This window comes from Corynebacterium xerosis NBRC 16721 = ATCC 373 (assembly GCF_001552415.1).
GTDB classification, from domain to species: domain Bacteria; phylum Actinomycetota; class Actinomycetes; order Mycobacteriales; family Mycobacteriaceae; genus Corynebacterium; species Corynebacterium xerosis.
Map to the genome: position 1 here is coordinate 529967 of NZ_BCRD01000002.1, position 18802 is coordinate 548768.

The 18802-nt window shown below is 68.0% G+C and carries 17 protein-coding genes; 16 read left to right on the forward strand and 1 reads right to left on the reverse strand.

Annotated elements, in window-relative coordinates; genetic code table 11:
• Nucleotides 1-132: 132 nt before the first annotated feature.
• Nucleotides 133-1476, forward strand: coding sequence for a homoserine dehydrogenase (locus CX1_RS05210; protein WP_046651176.1), 1344 nt, complete (start codon nucleotides 133-135; stop codon nucleotides 1474-1476).
• A 2-nt stretch (nucleotides 1477-1478) separates the two neighbouring features.
• Complete coding sequence (gene thrB, locus CX1_RS05215) at nucleotides 1479-2405, forward strand: homoserine kinase (protein WP_046651175.1); 927 nt, start codon at nucleotides 1479-1481, stop codon at nucleotides 2403-2405.
• 64 nt (nucleotides 2406-2469) lie between these two features.
• Here thrB and CX1_RS05220 read toward each other — a convergent pair whose 3' ends face one another.
• On the reverse strand, nucleotides 2470-4188 hold the full coding sequence (locus tag CX1_RS05220; protein WP_046651174.1) for a long-chain fatty-acid--CoA ligase: 1719 nt from the start codon (nucleotides 4186-4188) through the stop codon (nucleotides 2470-2472).
• Between the two features lie 384 nt (nucleotides 4189-4572).
• Between CX1_RS05220 and rho the strand changes: the two genes are divergently transcribed.
• The 14 genes from rho to CX1_RS05290 all read left to right on the forward strand — a co-directional run bounded on the left by rho (nucleotide 4573) and on the right by CX1_RS05290 (nucleotide 18791).
• Nucleotides 4573-6639, forward strand: a complete 2067-nt coding sequence (rho, locus tag CX1_RS05225) for a transcription termination factor Rho (protein WP_046651173.1) — start codon at nucleotides 4573-4575, stop codon at nucleotides 6637-6639.
• 109 nt (nucleotides 6640-6748) lie between these two features.
• Entirely contained in the window at nucleotides 6749-7822 is a 1074-nt protein-coding gene (prfA, locus tag CX1_RS05230; protein WP_046651172.1) for a peptide chain release factor 1, read from the forward strand.
• A gap of 12 nt (nucleotides 7823-7834) precedes the next feature.
• A complete protein-coding gene (locus CX1_RS05235; protein ID WP_160298033.1) occupies nucleotides 7835-8872 on the forward strand; it encodes a N5-glutamine methyltransferase family protein in 1038 nt (345 codons plus the stop codon).
• Nucleotides 8869-9534, forward strand: coding sequence for an L-threonylcarbamoyladenylate synthase (locus tag CX1_RS05240; protein ID WP_060925359.1), 666 nt, complete (start codon nucleotides 8869-8871; stop codon nucleotides 9532-9534). Before CX1_RS05235 ends, CX1_RS05240 begins: the two co-directional genes overlap by 4 nt.
• 3 nt (nucleotides 9535-9537) lie before the next feature.
• Nucleotides 9538-10740 (forward strand): MraY family glycosyltransferase, encoded by a 1203-nt coding sequence (locus CX1_RS05245; RefSeq protein ID WP_046651171.1) that lies wholly within the window; start codon nucleotides 9538-9540, stop codon nucleotides 10738-10740.
• Between the two features lie 61 nt (nucleotides 10741-10801).
• A complete protein-coding gene (locus CX1_RS05250) occupies nucleotides 10802-11215 on the forward strand; it encodes a Cg1360 family ATP-synthase-associated protein (protein WP_046651222.1) in 414 nt (137 codons plus the stop codon).
• Nucleotides 11216-11637: 422 nt separating this feature from the next.
• Nucleotides 11638-12432 (forward strand): F0F1 ATP synthase subunit A, encoded by a 795-nt coding sequence (gene atpB / locus CX1_RS05255; RefSeq protein WP_046651170.1) that lies wholly within the window; start codon nucleotides 11638-11640, stop codon nucleotides 12430-12432.
• Between the two features lie 122 nt (nucleotides 12433-12554).
• On the forward strand, nucleotides 12555-12806 hold the full coding sequence (locus CX1_RS05260) for an ATP synthase F0 subunit C (protein ID WP_046651169.1): 252 nt from the start codon (nucleotides 12555-12557) through the stop codon (nucleotides 12804-12806).
• A 34-nt stretch (nucleotides 12807-12840) separates the two neighbouring features.
• Entirely contained in the window at nucleotides 12841-13407 is a 567-nt protein-coding gene (locus CX1_RS05265; protein WP_046651168.1) for a F0F1 ATP synthase subunit B, read from the forward strand.
• A 5-nt stretch (nucleotides 13408-13412) separates the two neighbouring features.
• Nucleotides 13413-14231 (forward strand): F0F1 ATP synthase subunit delta, encoded by an 819-nt coding sequence (locus tag CX1_RS05270; protein ID WP_046651167.1) that lies wholly within the window; start codon nucleotides 13413-13415, stop codon nucleotides 14229-14231.
• 54 nt (nucleotides 14232-14285) lie between these two features.
• Entirely contained in the window at nucleotides 14286-15929 is a 1644-nt protein-coding gene (atpA, locus tag CX1_RS05275; protein WP_060925360.1) for a F0F1 ATP synthase subunit alpha, read from the forward strand.
• A 52-nt stretch (nucleotides 15930-15981) separates the two neighbouring features.
• Nucleotides 15982-16962, forward strand: a complete 981-nt coding sequence (locus CX1_RS05280) for a F0F1 ATP synthase subunit gamma (protein ID WP_046651166.1) — start codon at nucleotides 15982-15984, stop codon at nucleotides 16960-16962.
• Between the two features lie 2 nt (nucleotides 16963-16964).
• Nucleotides 16965-18404: a F0F1 ATP synthase subunit beta gene (gene atpD, locus CX1_RS05285; protein ID WP_046651165.1), complete on the forward strand. Its 1440-nt coding sequence runs from the start codon at nucleotides 16965-16967 to the stop codon at nucleotides 18402-18404.
• Between the two features lie 12 nt (nucleotides 18405-18416).
• Complete coding sequence (locus CX1_RS05290) at nucleotides 18417-18791, forward strand: F0F1 ATP synthase subunit epsilon (RefSeq protein ID WP_046651164.1); 375 nt, start codon at nucleotides 18417-18419, stop codon at nucleotides 18789-18791.
• The last annotated feature ends 11 nt before the right edge of the window (nucleotides 18792-18802 follow it).

Here is an 18802-nt window from a genome sequence, read left to right on the forward strand (position 1 = left end):
CCCGCCGCCCCGCCGCAAGTCGGGGACGGCGGGCCCGCCCTTCACCCGACGGGCGGAGGGGGAGGGGCCACCAGTAGGCTGATCGGCGTACCAATCCGGTTAGGACACGCGACGAACACACACGGGAGAGCAATGAGCGCGAACAACGAGACCACCTTCAACCCCGGCAAGGGCGAGGGGCAGTCCGTCGGCGTGGCCATTCTCGGCCTCGGCACCGTCGGCACGCAGGTGCTGCGCCTGCTGGGCGAGAAGGCCGAGGATTTCGAGCGCCGCATCGGCGGCCCGATCGAGGTCAAGGGCGTCGCCGTCAGCGACAAGACCAAGCCCCGCCCCGGCATCGATCCGGAGCTGATCACCGATGACGCGTACTCGCTGGTCGAGCGCGACGACGTCGACCTGGTGGTCGAGGTCATCGGCGGCATCGATTACCCGCGCCGCGTCGTGCTCGCCGCCCTCCGCGCCGGCAAGTCCGTGGTCACCGCGAACAAGGCCCTCGTCGCCGCCCACGGCGCCGAGCTTTCCGACGCCGCCGATTCTTCCGGGGCCGACCTCTTCTTCGAGGCCGCCGTCGCCGCCGCCATCCCGATCGTCGGCCCGCTGCGCCGCTCGCTGGCCGGCGACACGGTGAACAAGGTCGTCGGCATCGTCAACGGCACCACCAACTTCATCCTCGACGCCATGGACTCCACCGGCGCCGACTACGGCGAGATGCTGGCCGAGGCCACCCGCCTGGGTTACGCCGAGGCCGACCCGACCGCCGACGTCGAGGGCCACGACGCCGCCTCGAAGGCCGCGATCCTGTCGTCGCTGGCGTTCCACACCCGCGTCACCGCCGATGACGTCCACTGCGAGGGCATCTCGTCCATCACCGCCGAGGACATCGCCGCCGCCCAGGCCGCCGACTGCACCATCAAGCTGCTGGCCACCTGCGAGCGCGTGACAGACGACAACGGCACGGAGGGCGTGTCCGCCCGCGTGTACCCGGCGCTGATCCCGCGCCGCCACCCGCTGGCCACCGTCCGCGAGTCCTTCAACGCCGTGTTCATCGAGGCGGAGGCCGCCGGTTCGCTGATGCTGTACGGCAACGGCGCCGGCGGCAACCCGACCGCGTCGGCGGTGCTCGGCGACGTCGTCGCCGCCGCCCGCAACATCGTCCACGGCGGCCGCGCCCCGGGCGACTCGACCTACGCCAACCTCCCGATCCTGGACTTCGGTGATGTGCGCACCCGCTACCACATCGACCTCCACGTCGACGACCGCCTGGGCGTCCTCGCGGACATCGCCCAGACCTTCGCCGATCACCACATTTCGCTGCGCACGGTCCGCCAGGAGGGCGCCAACCCGGGTGCGCGCCTGGTGATCATCACCCACCGCGCCAAGGAGTCGGAGCTCGCCGCGACCGTCGACGCGCTGTCCAAGCTGGACGCGATCCTCGAGGTCAACTCGGTGATCCGCATCGAGGGAATGGACGTCTAGCCATGGCGCAGGAACTGCTGCCGGGCCAGAGGGTCCGCGTGACGGTGCCCGGTTCCTCGGCGAACCTGGGCCCGGGCTTCGACACCCTCGGCCTGGCCCTGTCGATCCACGACACCGTCGAGGTGGAGATCACCGAGTCCGGTGTCGAGGTGGAGATCCACGGCGAGGGCGCCGAGGAGCTGCCGACCAACGAGTCGCATCTGGTCGTCCGCGCCATCCGCGCCGGCCTGCGCGCCGCGGGGATGGAGGCGCCCGGCCTGAAGGTCGTGTGCCACAACACCATCCCGCAGTCGCGCGGCCTGGGTTCCTCGGCCGCCGCCGCGGTCGCCGGCGTCGCCGCGGCCAACGGCCTGTGCGGTTTCCCGCTGTCGGACGACCAGGTGATCCAGGAGGCCTCGGTCTTCGAGGGCCATCCGGACAATGCCGCCGCGTCCGTGCTCGGCGGGGCCGTCGTCAGCTGGACGGACAAGCCCGTCGACGGCCGCACCGCCCCGCAGTACCGCGCGGTGGGCCTGGACGTGCACCCGGACATCCGCGCCACCGCGCTGGTGCCGTCCTTCCACGCCTCGACCAACGCCGTGCGCCAGGTGCTGCCCAGCGACGTCAGCCACATCGACGCCCGCTTCAACGTCTCCCGCGCCGCCGTGATGGTCACCGCCCTGACCAATCACCCGGAGCTGCTGTGGGAGGGCACCCGCGACCGCCTGCACCAGACGTACCGCGCGGAGGTCCTGCCGGTGACCGCGGAGTGGGTCAACCGCCTGCGCAACCGCGGTTATGCCGCGTTCCTGTCGGGTGCAGGGCCGACCTGCCTGGTGCTGTCGACCGGCGCGGTGCCGGACAAGGTCCTCGACGAGGCCCGCGAGTCCGGCATCAAGGTCATGGAACTCACGGTCGCCGGCCCGGTCCAGGTCGAGGTCGAAGGCTAGGCCCTTCCGGCCCGGCCTCCGTCGGGGCTTTGCGACGGCCCACGTGGACCGTCGCAAAGCCCCTTTATTTTTCGCCCGGGCCCTTGAGTTTGATGATGTCCAACGCCCCGGCCGCCAGATGCGCCCGCAGGTCCTTCTTGTCGAACTTGTCCACCGACGTCTTGTCGATGTGGTCGACGAAGGCCCAGTATTCCGGCAGCATCCACTTCGGCAGCTTGGGGCGCAGTTCGTCGCGGAGCTTCTCGGCCTGGTCGCGGTCGGCGGGGACGTCGGGGTAGAGCACGGTGATGGCCAGCGGCCGTTCGCCCCACTTCTCGTCGGGGAAGCCGATGACGGCGCACTCGACGACCTCGCGCGACTCCATGACCAGGTTCTCCAGCTGCACGGAGTAGATCCACTCGCCACCGGACCGGATGACGTCCTTCGCGCGGTCCTGCACGGTGAGGTAGCCGTCGCGGGTGATGGAGCCGACGTCGCCGGTGCGCAGCCAGCCGTCGGCGGTGAAACGCGAACGGGCGGTGTCGACCTCGCCGCCGCGGAACAGGTGGGCGTCGCCGCCGTCGGCTTCCTCGGGGGACTGGTAGTACGCGCCGGTGACGGTGTTGCCCCGCACCTGCAGCTCGCCCTGGTTGCGGTCGTGGAGGTCCAGGATGCGGCCCTCCTCGTCGACGATGCGGAAATCCATGATGTCCGGAAAGCGGCCCTGGCTGACCCGGTAGCGCTGCCGGGCCTCGCCGGACGCGCCCGACGGCGGGCGGGCGACGGTGCCCACCGGCGAGGTCTCCGTCATGCCCCACAGGTGGATGACGTCGACGCCATAGCGCTCCTCCCACATGCGCATCAGCGCCGGCGGGGCGGGGGAGCCGCCGACGAAGATGTCCTGCAGGCTCATGCGCTCCGGCGGATTGTTCAGGTAGTGGACCATCAGCGAGATCCACAGGGTGGGCACGCCCTGCGCCACGCGCGGCAGCGAGGTGGCGATGATCTCCGCCAGCCGCGGCGCCGACAGATCGGCGCCGGGGAAGACCATCGGCGCGCCGCACGCGAAGTTCGCCAGCGGAACGCCCCAGCTCAGCACATGGTAGATGGGCACGCAGCACAGCCACGGGGTGCCGTGCGAAATGGCGAAGGAGTCCGTGGTGCGCAGGTTCAGGCTGTGCAGGTACAGCGACCGGTGCGAGTAGATGACGCCCTTCGGCGCGCCCTCCGTGCCGGTCGAGTAACACATCGCGGCACCCAGCGTCTCGTCGAGTTCCGGCCAGTCGTAGGTGGACGGGCGGCCGTCGAGAAGCGCTTCGTAGGAATACCAGGGCACGCCGTCCGGCAGGTGCGCGGCGGCCTCCTCCACGCCGGAAGTGCCGATGATGATCACCGCGCGCACGCCCGGGCATTCCGGCAGCATGCGGCCCAGGCCCTCCGCCAGGGCGGGGTCGCAGATGATGATCTCGTCGTGGGCGTGATTGATGATGTGCACGATCTGGTCGTGCATCAGCTGCTGGTTCAGCGGCTGGAACACCGCGCCCATCGACGCCACGCCCAGGAACACCTCCAGGTGCTCGGCGCAGTTGTACATCAGGGTGCCGATGCGCTGGTCGCCGTCGATGCCCAGCTCGTCGCGCAGCGCATTGGCCAGCGCCGAGGCGCGGGAGGCCACGGCCGCGAAGGTGGTGGTCTCCGGGCCGTCCGCGTGCCACGACGTCACCTGGGTGTTCGCGTGGATGGTGCGTCCGTACTCGAGGATCCTCGCCACGGAAAGCGGGATGTCCTGCATCGTGCTGCGCATGCGTACAGGGTAGCCCGAAGGTTCGGCCGACACGCCGCCCCCGCCCCGGTTGCCCTGCGGCGGCGGCGGCGATTACTCTGGGACCCCAGGACGCCGCGACGTACACCGCCGGACCGCTCCGCCACCCCCATCACCTTTCTTCTCCCGCGCTGCCGGGATACGGGGGCCGGCGCTTGGTTCCGGCAGCGGCAGCGGATCGCCCCCGGGGAATCGATGGGGAGCGATGATCACCGCGGCGCCACCACCCCACGACACCCGCGCGACGGGATCGGCCGCCAGATGCGGCCGGGTTGACCGGGGCCCATGCATTCCCGGCCCCCGCTTCGAACCGCGCCCCCTTTTGGGCCGGTGACGATGTCGAGGGAAAAACACGAAAGGATTTCCGTGACCGATACGGACACCACCGGCGCCACCCAGGGCCAGGAGAATCTGACCGCGCTTCGCATGGCCGATCTGCGGGCGATCGCCTCGGGGAAGGGCATCCGCGGCATTTCGGCGATGCGCAAGCACGAGCTGATCGCGGCCATCCAGGGTGCCGGGTCGGGCCAGGCTCCCGCGGCCAAGAAGTCGGGCGAGGATTCCGGCTCCGCCGGGCGTGACGACGCCGCCGCCCCCGCCGAGAAGGCCGGGTCGTCGCAGCAGGACGGCAAGACCGAGGAGGCGCCGAAGAGCCGGCGCGAGAAGCAGTCGGGCGATTCCGGTGACCAGGGCAATAAGGGCGACCGGGGCGACCGTGGCGATCGTGGCGACCGTGGCGACAAGGGCCGCGAGTCGAATGATCGCGGCGATCAGGGGGACGACCGCGACGGGCAGAACGAGTTCCCGTCCCGTTCGCAGTCGCGCCGTGCGCGCCGCGACCGCGCCCGCCAGCGCAATCAGGGCGGCGACAACCGCGACAACCGTGGTGGCCAGGACAACCAGGGTGGCGGCGACAACCGCGACAACCGTGGTGGCCAAGACAACCGCGACAACGGCAACAACCGCGGTGGCCAGGACAACCACGACGATGGTTCGGACAACCGCGACAACCGCGGTAACCGGGACAATCGCGACAATCGCGACAACCGCGACAACCAGGGCGGCGGCGACAACCGCGACAACCAGGGCGGCCGCAACCGCAACCGGAACCGCAACGATCGCAACGACCGGAACGATGATCACGAGGGCCGCGGCAACCGCCGCAACCGCCGAAACCGCCGCGACCGCAAGGGACGCGGCGACAACCAGGGCGGCGGGGGCAACGACGAGGGCGTGCGCGAGGGCGACGTCCTGCAGCCGGTCGCCGGCATCGTCGACGTCATGGAGAACAACTCCGGTTTCGTCCGCACCTCGGGCTACCTGCCGGGCTCCAACGACGTGCACGTCTCGCCGCAGCTGGTCCGCAAGTTCGGCCTGCGCAAGGGCGACGCCATCACCGGCCAGGTCCGCATGCCCCGCGACGGTGGCGGCGGACAGGTCACCCACGGTTCGGGCCGCAACAAGCGCAAGTACAACCCGCTGGTGCAGGTGGACACCATCAACGGCCAGGCCCCGGATCAGGCGAAGAACCGTCCCGAGTTCGGCAAGCTGACCCCGCTGTACCCGAACCAGCGCCTGCGCCTGGAGACGGAGCAGAAGATCCTGACCACCCGCGTCATCGATCTGATCATGCCCATCGGCAAGGGCCAGCGCGCCCTGATCGTCTCGCCGCCGAAGGCCGGCAAGACGACCATCCTGCAGAACATCGCCAACGCGATCGCCACGAACAACCCCGAGTGCTACATGATGGTCGTCCTCGTCGACGAGCGCCCGGAGGAAGTCACGGACATGCAGCGTTCCGTGCGCGGCGAGGTCATCGCCTCCACCTTCGACCGCCCGCCGGGGGACCACACCACGGTCGCCGAGCTGGCCATCGAGCGCGCCAAGCGTCTGGTGGAGCAGGGCCAGGACGTCGTCGTCCTGCTGGACTCCATCACCCGCCTGGGCCGCGCGTACAACAACTCCTCGCCGGCGTCGGGCCGCATCCTGTCCGGTGGCGTGGATTCCAACGCCCTGTACCCGCCGAAGCGTTTCCTCGGCGCGGCGCGCAACATCGAAAACGGCGGTTCGCTGACCATCATCGCCACCGCGATGGTCGAAACCGGCTCCGCCGGCGACACGGTGATCTTCGAGGAGTTCAAGGGCACGGGCAACGCCGAGCTCAAGCTCGACCGCAAGATCTCCGAGCGCCGCGTGTTCCCGGCCGTTGACGTCAACCCGTCGGGCACCCGCAAGGACGAGCTGCTGCTCGCCCCCGACGAGGCCCGCGTCATGCACAAGCTGCGCCGCATCTTGTCGGCGCTGGACCCGCAGGCCGCCATCGATCTGCTGATGAAGCAGCTGAAGAAGACGAGCAGCAACCGCGAGTTCCTCATGCAGGTCGCCTCGAGCGCGCCGATGGCCGCGGACGTCGACGTCGACGACATGCTCTAGCGGGGGGCCACCGGCGCCCCGCCAGGGGCACGGCCGGACCTCCGACCAGCAACGAGCAGCACCCGCACGACCGGACCGGCGCGACCGGCCCGCCGAAGGAGACATCCCAATGTCCGACAAGGTCACCGCAGTCGATGACGTCCTGTCCGAGTACCACGGCCTCGAAGCCCAGCTCGGCGATCCCGACCTGCACAACGACGCCGCGCGCGCCCGCAAGGTGGGCAAGCGCTTCAACGAGCTGCAGCCGATCATCCAGACGCATGCGCGCCTGACCCAGGTCCGCGAGGACATGGAGGCCGCCCGCGAGATGGCGTCGGAGGACGCGGAATTCGCGGCCGAGGCGGATCGTCTGGCCGTGGAGGCCGAGGAGCTCGAGGAGCGCCTCGCGGATCTGCTGGCTCCGCGCGACCCGCACGACTCCGACGACATCGTCATGGAGATCAAGTCCGGCGCCGGCGGCGAAGAGGCCGCGTTGTTCGCCGGTGAGCTGGCGCGGATGTACCAGCGCTACGCCGAGAAGAACGGCTTCACCACCGAGATCCTCGGCCTGTCCGAGTCCGATCTCGGCGGCGTCAAGGACATGACCTTGTCGGTCCGCGCCAAGAACCCGTCGCGCGATGGCGCCTGGTCCGTGTTCAAGTTCGAGGGTGGCGTCCACCGCGTGCAGCGCGTGCCGGTCACCGAGTCGCAGGGCCGCATCCAGACCTCCGCCGCCGGCGTGCTGGTCTACCCGGAGCCCGACGAGATCGAGGACGTGCAGATCGACGACAAGGATCTGCGCGTCGACGTCTACCGTTCCTCCGGCAAGGGCGGCCAGGGCGTCAACACCACCGACTCCGCCGTGCGCCTGACGCACCTGCCCACCGGCCTGGTGGTCACGTGCCAGAAGGAACGCTCCCAGATCCAGAACAAGGCACGCGCCATGCAGGTGCTGGCCGCGCGCCTGCAGCAGATGCGCGAGGAGGAGGCCGCGGCCACCGCGTCCGACGCCCGCAAGTCGCAGGTCCGCACCATGGACCGCTCGGAGCGCGTGCGCACGTACAACTTCCCGGAGAACCGCGTGTCCGATCACCGCATCGGCTACAAGGCCCACAATCTGGACGCGGTCCTCGGCGGCGACATGGAGGACCTGCTCAAGGCCCTGCACGACGCCGAGCGCCAGGAACGCCTGGAAGCCGAGTAGGCGGTCGGGGGAGTGTCTCCGACCGTCGGGTCGATTCTGGCGGGTGCGGTCGCGGCCCTCGCCGACGCCGGGTGCCCGTCGCCGCAGGCCGATGCCGAGCAGCTGATGATGCACGTCAGCGGCCGGTCCCGCACCGATCTCGTTCTTTCCCGCCGCGATGCCGTGCCGGCCGATGATCCTTTGGTGGCGCAGCTGCCGGCGCTCGTGGCCCGCCGCGCCGCGCGCGAGCCGCTGCAGCACATCATCGGCACCGCCCCGATGGGCCGCCTCGAACTCGCCGTCGGCCCCGGCGTGTTCGTGCCCCGCCCGGAAACCGAGCTGATGGCGCAATGGTGCGTCGATGCCCTCGGGAAAAAGATGCGTGACGACGCCTCGGGGCGTCGCAAAGCAACCGGACCCGCCGTGGTGGATCTGTGCACCGGATCCGGCGCGCTGGCGCTGGCCATCGCGGACGCCGTGCCGGCGGCGGACGTCACCGGCGTCGAAATCGACGGGGTCGCCCACGGCTGGGCGCTGCGCAACCTGGAGTCCTGCCGCGGACTGTGGGCGGGGGAGCAGGCCGTGGCCGGCCCGCCGCGCACCGGCGACGTGCGCATCATCCGCGGCGACGCCACCGACATGGCGCTCGTGGCGGAAGCATCGGGCGCCCCGGGACCGTTGGCGCACCTGCGCGGCCGCGTCGACCTGGTGGTGTCCAACCCGCCCTACGTGCCGCTGGACGCCGACGTCGGCCCCGAAGTGCGCCACGATCCGCATCACGCCGTGTTCGGGGGAACCGACGGGCTCGACGTCATCGGTCCTATGATGAACGTCGTGTGCGCGCTGCTGCGGCCAGGCGGCCTGGTCGCCATCGAACACGATGACGACTCGGGCGCGGACGTCGTGAAGCTGCTCGCCGGCACGGGGCGGTTCCGCGGCATCGAGGTCCACCCCGACCTCGCCGGCCGCGACCGCTTCACCTCCGCGATCATGATCGGCGGCGGATCCGGCGGCGAACAACCAAGCGGCGACGAACCCACCACGGACGAAGGGATTGACCAGGCGACATGAGCATCATCCACGACTGCTCCACCGACGAAGGGCGCGAAGCCGGGCTGAAGGCCGCGGTCGACGCGGTGGAGGCCGGGCGGCTCGTCGTCCTGCCCACCGACACCGTCTACGGGCTGGGCTGCGACGCGTTCAACAACCAGGCCGTGGCCTCGCTGCTGCGCGCCAAGCACCGCGGGCCCGACATGCCCGTCCCGGTCCTGGTCGGATCGTGGACGACCGTCGACGGCCTCGTCCGCGAGCACACCGCCGCCGGCCGCGCGCTCGTCGAGGCGTTTTGGCCCGGCGGCCTGTCGCTGGTGGTCAACCAGGCGCCCAGCCTGCCGTGGAACCTCGGCGACACCCGCGGCACCGTCATGCTGCGCATGCCGCTGCACCCCATCGCCATCGAACTCCTGCGCCGCACCGGCCCCATGGCCGTGTCCAGCGCCAACATCTCCGGCCAGGAGCCCGCACTGACCGCCGTGCGCGCCAAGCAGCAGCTCGGGGCCGAAGCCGCCGTGTACCTCGACGGCGGCCGGGCGACCATCGGCAAGCCGTCGACCATCGTCGATCTGTCCGGCCACGAAGCGCGCATCCTCCGCGAAGGCGCCATCACCGCCGAGCAGATCGGCGAGGTCCTGGGCAAGGACCCCGCCGCACTGCGACGCCCCGCCGACGGCTGACGCATGCCCCACGACGTAGCGCTGCTGAGCGCCCCGGGCGGAGGGGCCGGCGTGCCCCTGCGCGAACTGGCGCTGCTGGTGCTCGTCTCGGCCGCCGTGAGCTACCTGCTCACCGGCTTCGTCCGGTACCTCGTGGTGCGGGCCGGGTACGTGGACATGCCGCGCGTGCGCGACGTCCACGACATCCCCAAGCCCCGCCTGGGCGGCGTGGCCATGTACAGCGGCATCCTCGCGGCCATCTGGGTCGCCAGCGAGCTGCCCGCCCTGAACAGGGGCTTTCCGCCCATGACGCCGGACATGAACGCCATGGCCGTCGCCGCCACGATCCTGCTGCTGGTCGGCATCCTCGACGACCTCTTCGACCTGGACGCGCTGACCAAGTTCCTGGGGCAGGTGCTGGCGGCGGTGGTCATGTCCCTGATGGGCGTGACCTGGTACCTGCTCTACATCCCCTTCGGCGGCGGGACGACGCTGATCCTCGATCCCGTGTCGTCGACCGTGGTGACCGTCCTGTTCACCGTCGCCCTGATCAACGCCATCAACTTCGTCGACGGCATCGACGGGCTCGCCGCCGGCCTGGGCATGATCGCCGCCGGATCTCTGCTGGTCTATTCCATGGTCATGCTCCACGACCAGGGCGGCACCGTGTCCGCCTACCCGCCCGCGATGATCTCCGCTTGCCTGCTCGGCGCGTGCATCGGCTTCCTGCCGCACAACTTCGAGCCCGCTCGCATCTTCATGGGCGATTCCGGAGCCATGCTCATCGGCCTCATGCTGGCCGGCGCGTCCGTGTCGGCGTCCGGCCGGATCTCGCCGTCGATGTACGGCACCGCCGACGCGCTGGCGCTGATGTCGCCGATCATCGTCGTCATCGCGGCGCTGAGCGTGCCCATGCTCGACCTGCTGCTGGCCATCATCCGGCGCACGCGCCGCGGCCAATCGCCCTTCGCCCCCGACAAGATGCACCTGCACCACCGCCTGCTGGAAATGGGGCACAGCCACCGCAAGGTCGTGCTGGTCCTCTACATGTGGGTGTCGGTCGTGGCCTTCGGCGCGGTTGGCACCACCGTGTTCCCGGCGCCGTTCGTCGCCGTGGCCTTCGGCCTGCTTCTGGTGCTGGCCGTCGCGTTGACGATGGTGCCTATTTGGCGCCGCAGGGGAGCGGGTACCATGTCCCCCCGTGAGCGAAGACACCCCCATCAATGACAACGACGGCGTGACCGGCGACGCGGCCGGATCCTCCGATTCGGCGGACGTCGCCAAGCCGATGTCCAAGTACGACGACCCCCGCATCCCGCTGCTCGCGGCGGCGCGCTCGGGCGCGATCGCGCTGGCGGTCCTCACCGTCGGGTCACTGCTCGTCTGGGGCGGCAAGGACGGCATGCCGGGAGTGTGGGGCGTCCTGCTCGGCGCCGGCATCGGCGGCGGCTTCGTCCTGCTGACCGTGGTCTCCGTTCTGGTCACCGCCAAGTCGACGCCGACGATGACGGGTGCGGTGGTGATGTTCGGCTGGCTGGCGAAGATCGTCGTGCTGATCCTCATCCTGCTGGTGATCCGCGACATGACCTTCTACGACACGATGGCCTTCTTCGTGACGGTAGTTTTGGCCCTGATCGTCACCCTGGGCGCGGAAGTGTGGGGGATGTCTCAGTCGAATCTCACGTACGTGGCCGGAAGCTGAGAACCCCGCCGGGCGAACGCATGACCGAATTCGCCCGCCCGGACGCCACGCTCGGAGCCCTGGCCCGGCGTTTCTTCCGTTTTTCACCCGAAAGCGGCGCAATCCCACATGGGGATGCGCCGTTTTGTCGGTTTTCGGGGCCGGATCGCCGGGGGTGTGCTCAATGTGAAAAGCGTGCCGGAACTGTTATCCTGAACGACGGGTAAGACGGCTTGCCCCTGCATCGGACTTCCGGTGGCGGGGCGCGGTCGGCGGCCGTAGCGATACGGGGCCGGCTTCACGCCGGCGCCCCGTGTACGCCGTGCAGATGTGCGAATGGAATCCGCGGCGATCCACGTTAAACGACGTCCTTCGCACCGCTTGACCCAGTTCATGCGGCCCAATCACGGGAGAGAACGCTGAGCGTTTACACACTTGCCGAGATGAAGGGTGAGTTCCACGCACCCAACTTGCAGGAGGAGTACTTCCCGGGTGAGCTGTACAACGACTTCATCATTGGTGGTGCCGGCGACTGGTTCGCCATGGACCGCCTGATGGTCGTTCGTCTGCTCATGGCCGTGATCGTCGGCATTTTCTTCGTGATCGCCTTCCGGCGTCCGAAGCTGGTGCCGACTGGACTGCAGAATGTCGCCGAGATGATGATGGACTTCGTCCGGATTCATGTCGCGGAGGAGATTCTGGGCAAGAAGGAAGGCCGCCGGTTCCTGCCGGTCCTGGCCACCATCTTCTTCCTGGTCATTTCGATGAACCTCGCGGCCATCATTCCGGGCATGAACATTTCGCCCAACGCGCGAATCGGCATGCCGCTGGTCCTCGCAGTGTTCGCCTACATCGCCTTCATCTACGCGGGCTCGAAGAAGTACGGCTTCTTCAAGTACGTGAAGTCGTCGGTGGTCATTCCGAACCTGCCCCCGGTGCTCCACCTCATCGTGGTGCCCATCGAGATCTTCTCCACCTTCGTTCTGCGCCCGGCCACGCTGACCATCCGTCTGATGGCCAACATGCTGGCCGGTCACATGGTCCTGGTCCTCCTGTTCGGTGCCACGAACTTCTTCTTCTGGCAGATGGACGGTTGGACGGCCCTGTCCGGCTTGACCCTCATCGCCTCGATTCTGTTCACGCTGTTCGAGCTTCTGGTGATCTTCCTGCAGGCGTACATCTTCGCCCTGCTGACCGCCGTCTACATCGAACTGTCGCTGCACGCAGACGAGCACTAGCAAGCCCGCCGCCGGGTCAACCCGGCATCGGGCCCAATTTCATAGCACGACCCATTTGACCTCGCCCGGGCATCAACTACGACTCCAAAGCCCGGGACTCCTCAGAAAGGGAACGGTTCATAATGAACGACGTCATCCTCTCCGCCCAGGACACTGTCGCCGCCGTCGACACCAACGCTGGCCTGAAGACCATCGGCTACGGCCTGTCGACCCTGGGCCCGGGCCTGGGCATCGGCATCGTCGCCGGCAAGACCGTCGAGGGCATGGCTCGCCAGCCCGAGATGGCCGGCCAGCTCCGCACCACCATGTTCCTGGGCATTGCCTTCACCGAGGCGCTCGCCCTCATCGGCCTGGTCGCCGGCTTCGTTTTCTAAGTCCGGACCTCAACTAAGCGGAGAACACTGAACCATGACGGATTTCATTTACCATTTGGCGGCGGGGGAGGCACTTCCTCTCGAGGAGCAGATCAACCCCCTGCTGCCCAAGTCCTATGACATCGTCTGGTCCATTGTCCCGCTCATTGTCATCCTGGTGCTTTTCTGGAAGCTCGTGCTTCCGAAGTTCCAGGAGGTCCTGACCGAGCGGGAGGACCGGATTGAGGGCGGCATCGAGCGTGCCGAGGCCGCACAGGCCGAGGCCAAGGCCGCTCTCGAGAAGTACAACAGCCAGCTCGCCGAGGCCCGCACCGAAGCCGCCAAGATCCGCGATGAGGCCCGAGTTCAGGGTCAGAAGATCATCGCCGAGGCGACTTCGAAGGCCAACGACGAGAGCGCACGAATCATCGAGTCCGGTGAGAAGCAGCTGGCGGCCCAGCGTGAGCAGGTCGTCGCCGAGCTTCGCAAGGAGATGGGGCAGAACTCGATCAACCTCGCGGAGCGTCTGCTCGGCGAGCAGCTTTCCGACGACGTCAAGACGTCGGGAACGATCGATCGCTTCCTCAGCAACCTTGACACCGTGGCCCCGGCCGGAAAGTAGGCGACATGCACGCAGCTAGCCGCGAATCTTTGGCGCAGCTCCGCACGGAGCTGGACGCCGCCGTCGGCGGTGCCACCGTCTCCGTCGCGAACGCGGCCCAGACCGGCTCCGAGCTTTTCGACGTCGTCGAAACCCTCGACTCCGACCGCGGCCTGCGTGTCGCCGTCGCCGATCAGTCGGTGGCGGCGGAGCAGCGCTCCGGACTCGTCCGGAGCCTGTTCGCTGGCAAGGTGTCCGAGACGACCCTCAAGGTCATCTCCGACGCCGCCGCGCAGACCTGGTCGAACTCGCGCGAATTCCGCGCGGGCCTGGTGGAGCTGGGCCGTCGCGCCCTGTTGCGCTCCGCCGAGGGCCAGGGTCAGCTGGAAACGGTCGAGGACGAGCTGTTCCGTTTGGGCAGCATCCTCATGAACGAGCCGCAGCTCGAGCAGCTGTTGGCGGATAAGGCCGCGACCCCCGAGGCGAAGAGGGGTCTCCTGGCCTCCGTGCTGTACGGCAAGGCCACTTCGGTGACCGAGGCGTTGGCGCTGCAGGCCGTCGGGCGCCCCGAGAAGCGCCCCGCGGACGACATCGACTCCCTGTCCCGGCTTGCCGCCGGCCTCCGGAATCGCACCGTCGCCCGTGTGACCAGTGCAACCGCTATCTCTCCGGAGCAGCAGCGTGCGCTGGCGGACAAGCTCGGCCGAGTGTACGGCGAAGAGATGTCCATCCACACCGAGATCGATCCCTCGATCCTCGGTGGACTGGTCATCCGGGTCGGCGATGAGGTCATCGACGGCAGCCTTTCGAGGAAGCTCGAAAAGCTCCGCGTTGGCCTCGGCTGACGGATGGTTCGAACGAAAATCACTGGAAGCGAAATTACCGAGAGCAGGAAGAACATGGCGGAGCTGACGATCTCCTCCGACGAGATCCGTAGCGCGATTGCGAATTACACCTCGAGCTACTCCCCGGAGGCCTCCCGCGAGGAGGTCGGCGTGGTCATCAGTGCTGCTGATGGCATTGCGCAGGTTGCGGGTATGCCGTCGGTCATGACCAACGAGCTTCTCGAGTTCCCGGGCGGCGTCATCGGCGTCGCGCAGAACCTCGACACCGACAAGGTCGGCGTCGTGGTGCTGGGCAACTTCGAGTCGCTCGCCGAGGGCGACGAGGTCAAGCGGACGGGCGATGTCCTGTCCATCCCGGTCGGGGACAAGTTCCTCGGCCGCGTTATCAACCCCCTGGGCCAGCCGATCGACGGCCTGGGCGACATCGAGGCCGAAGAGGACCGCGTCCTGGAGCTCCAGGCCCCGTCCGTGCTGCAGCGTCAGCCGGTCGAGGAGCCGATGGCCACCGGCATCAAGGCCATCGACGCGATGACCCCGATCGGCCGTGGTCAGCGCCAGCTGATCATTGGTGACCGCAAGACCGGCAAGACCGCGGTCTGCCTGGACACCATCCTCAACCAGAAGGCGAACTGGGAGTCCGGCGATCCGACGAAGCAGGTGCGCTGCATCTACGTCGCGATCGGCCAGAAGGGCTCGACCATCGCCGGCGTGCGCAAGACCCTCGAGGATCACGGCGCGCTCGACTACACCACCATCGTGGCCGCCCCGGCCTCCGATGCCGCCGGCTTCAAGTGGCTGGCCCCCTTCGCGGGTGCCGCCCTGGGCCAGCACTGGATGTACCAGGGCAAGCACGTCCTGGTCATTTACGATGACCTGACCAAGCAGGCCGAGGCCTACCGTGCCATCTCCCTGCTGCTGCGTCGTCCGCCGGGACGCGAGGCGTACCCGGGTGACGTCTTCTACCTCCACTCCCGTCTGCTGGAGCGCGCGGCGAAGCTGTCCGACGACATGGGCGCCGGTTCGCTGACCGCCCTGCCGATCATCGAGACCAAGGCCAACGACGTCTCCGCGTTCATCCCGACCAACGTGATCTCGATCACCGACGGTCAGGTCTTCCTGGAGTCGGACCTGTTCAACCAGGGTGTTCGCCCGGCCATCAACGTCGGTGTCTCGGTTTCCCGAGTCGGCGGCGCCGCCCAGACCAAGGGCATGAAGAAGGTCTCCGGCAACCTGCGTCTGGACCTCGCGTCCTACCGCGACCTCGAGGCTTTCGCCATGTTCGCGTCCGACCTCGACGACGCCTCCAAGCGTCAGCTCGAGCGCGGCCAGCGACTGGTCGAGCTGCTGAAGCAGCAGGAGAACAAGCCGCAGTCGGTCGAGTACCAGATGACCTCGATCTACCTGGCCGGCGAGGGCGAGTTCGACGATGTCCCGGTCGACGACGTCCGTCGCTTCGAGACCGAGCTGATGGAGTACCTGTACTCCAACAACGAGGCCGTTTTCGAGCAGATCGACGGTGGTAAGCCGTTCACCGACGAGTCGAAGTCCGCCCTGAAGGCGTCCGTCGACGAGTTCAAGAAGGGCTTCCAGACCTCGGATGGCGCGCCGGTCGCCAAGGAGGCTCCCGCGGAGCCCCTCGCCGACGGCGAGCAGACCAAGCAGCAGATCTCGGTCTCCCGCAAGTCCGCCGCGAAGTAGTCGGGGCGTGTTTGCGATGACCGTTATCGAAAAAGAAGGGAGGCGTTAGAACATGGCGAATCTTCGTGAATTGCGAGACCGAATCAAGTCGGTGAACTCGACGAAGAAGATCACCAAGGCACAGGAGCTCATCGCGACGTCGCGCATCACCAAGGCGCAGCGTCGAGTGGCCGACTCCCAGCCCTACGCCGACGAGATCGAGAGCGTCATCGGACGCCTCGCCTCGGCTTCCTCGCTTGATCACCCGATGCTGCGCGAGCGCGAAGGCGCCAACCGTGCCGCGATTCTCGTGGTGACGTCCGATCGCGGCATGTGCGGCGGTTACAACCACAACGTGCTCAAGAAGGCCGCGGAGCTCCGTGCGACGCTGGCCGACGAGGGCTACGAGACCGTAACCTACGTCACCGGCCGCAAGGGCATCGATTACTACGATTTCCGCGAGATGCCGATGGCCGGCACCTGGGAGGGCTTCTCCCAGGATCCGGACTACGACCTGACCCACGACGTCCGTCGTCACCTGATCGACGGCTTCGAGGCGACCGCCGAGGGCGAGGCGAAGTACCGCAAGGGCCTTCGAGTGTCCGAGGGGGAGGGCATCCAGGGCTTCGACCAGGTTCACGTGGTCTACACGGAGTTCGTGTCGATGCTGTCCCAGATTCCGCGGGCGCACCAGATGCTGCCCATCGAGCCGGTCATCGAGACCGAGGAGATGGAACTGGGCGACGGAATGCTTTCCGACGGCGACGCGGCCCTGCACCCGGATTACGAATTTGAGCCGGATGCCGACACGCTGCTGACGGCGCTGCTGCCGCAGTACGTGTCGAAGAGCCTGTTCGCCCTGATGCTCGAGGCCGCGGCCTCCGAGTCCGCGGCGCGACGCAACGCCATGAAGTCGGCGACCGACAACGCGACCGAGCTGGTCAAGGACCTCTCGCGCGTGGCCAACCAGGCCCGTCAGGCGCAGATCACCCAGGAAATCACAGAGATCGTCGGTGGCGCCGGTGCGCTCGACGACAGCGGAGAAAGTGACTAGATATGAGCACAGCTCTCAATGAGCAGAACACCGCGACGGCCGTCGGCCGCATCGTGCGTGTCATCGGTGCCGTCGTCGACGTGGAGTTCCCGCGTAACGAGCTCCCGGCACTGTACAACGCGCTGACCGTGGAAGTTACCCTTCCGTCGGTCGCCAAGACCATCGTCCTCGAGACGGCGCAGCACCTGGGCGACAACCTGGTGCGCACCATCGCCATGGCCCCGACCGACGGCCTCGTCCGCGGCGCGGACGTCACCGACACGGGCAAGCCGATTTCGGTTCCCGTCGGCGACGTCGTCAAGGGCCACGTCTTCAACGCGCTGGGCGACTGCCTGGACGAGCCGGGCCTGGGTCGCGACGGCGAGCAGTGGGGCATCCACCGCGAGCCGCCGGCCTTCGACCAGCTCGAGGGCAAGACCGAGATCCTGGAGACGGGCATCAAGGTCATCGACCTGCTGACCCCGTACGTCAAGGGTGGCAAGATCGGCCTGTTCGGTGGCGCCGGCGTCGGCAAGACCGTTCTGATCCAGGAGATGATCACCCGTATCGCGCGTGAGTTCTCCGGTACGTCGGTCTTCGCCGGCGTCGGTGAGCGCACCCGTGAGGGCACGGACCTCTTCCTCGAGATGGAGGAGATGGGCGTGCTGCAGGACACCGCGCTCGTCTTCGGCCAGATGGATGAGCCGCCGGGAGTCCGTATGCGCGTCGCGCTGTCGGGCCTGACCATGGCGGAGTACTTCCGTGACGTGCAGCACCAGGACGTGCTGCTCTTCATCGACAACATCTTCCGCTTCACGCAGGCCGGTTCCGAGGTGTCGACCCTGCTGGGCCGCATGCCTTCGGCCGTGGGTTACCAGCCGACGCTGGCCGACGAGATGGGCGTCCTCCAGGACCGCATCACGTCGACCAAGGGCCGTTCGATCACGTCTCTGCAGGCCGTTTACGTGCCCGCCGACGACTACACCGACCCGGCTCCGGCGACCACGTTCGCCCACCTCGACGCCACCACGGAGCTCGACCGCTCCATCGCGTCGAAGGGCATCTACCCGGCCGTGAACCCGCTGTCGTCGACGTCTCGAATCCTCGAGCCGTCCATCGTCGGCGAGGAGCACTACCGCGTGGCGCAGCAGGTCATCAACATCCTGCAGAAGAACAAGGAGCTCCAGGACATCATCGCGATCCTGGGCATGGACGAGCTGTCCGAAGAGGACAAGATCACCGTCCAGCGTGCCCGTCGCATCCAGCGATTCCTGGGCCAGAACTTCTTCGTCGCGGAGAAGTTCACCGGTCTGCCGGGCTCCTACGTGCCGCTGAAGGACACCATCGTGGCCTTCGACCGCATCTGCAAGGGCGACTTCGACAACTACCCGGAAATGGCCTTCGACGGCCTGGGCGGCCTCGACGACGTCGAGAAGAAGTACGCCGAGATGCAGAAGAAGTAAGGGGCGTTCCACATGGCTGACATCGCCACCGAACTGGTCGCCGTCGAGCGCAAGCTCTGGGAGGGCAAGGCCACTTCCGTCACGGCTGAGACCACCGAGGGTGAGATCGGCGTGCTGCCCGGCCACCAGCCGTTCCTCGGTCAGTTGACCGAGAATGGCACGGTGACCATCCGGACCGACGACGGCCAGGTCATGGTCGCCGCCGTCCAGGGCGGGTTCCTCTCCGTGTCCACGAAGAAGATCACCGTCCTCGCCGACAAGGCCGTTTGGGCCGACGAGGTCGACGTCTCCGATGCCGAGGCTCGTCTCCAGTCGGATGACCCGGAGGTCAAGGCCAAGGCCGAGTCCGAGCTGCGCGCATCGCGTCGCGCTAAGGGCGTCGCCTAGGCCGGGTCCGG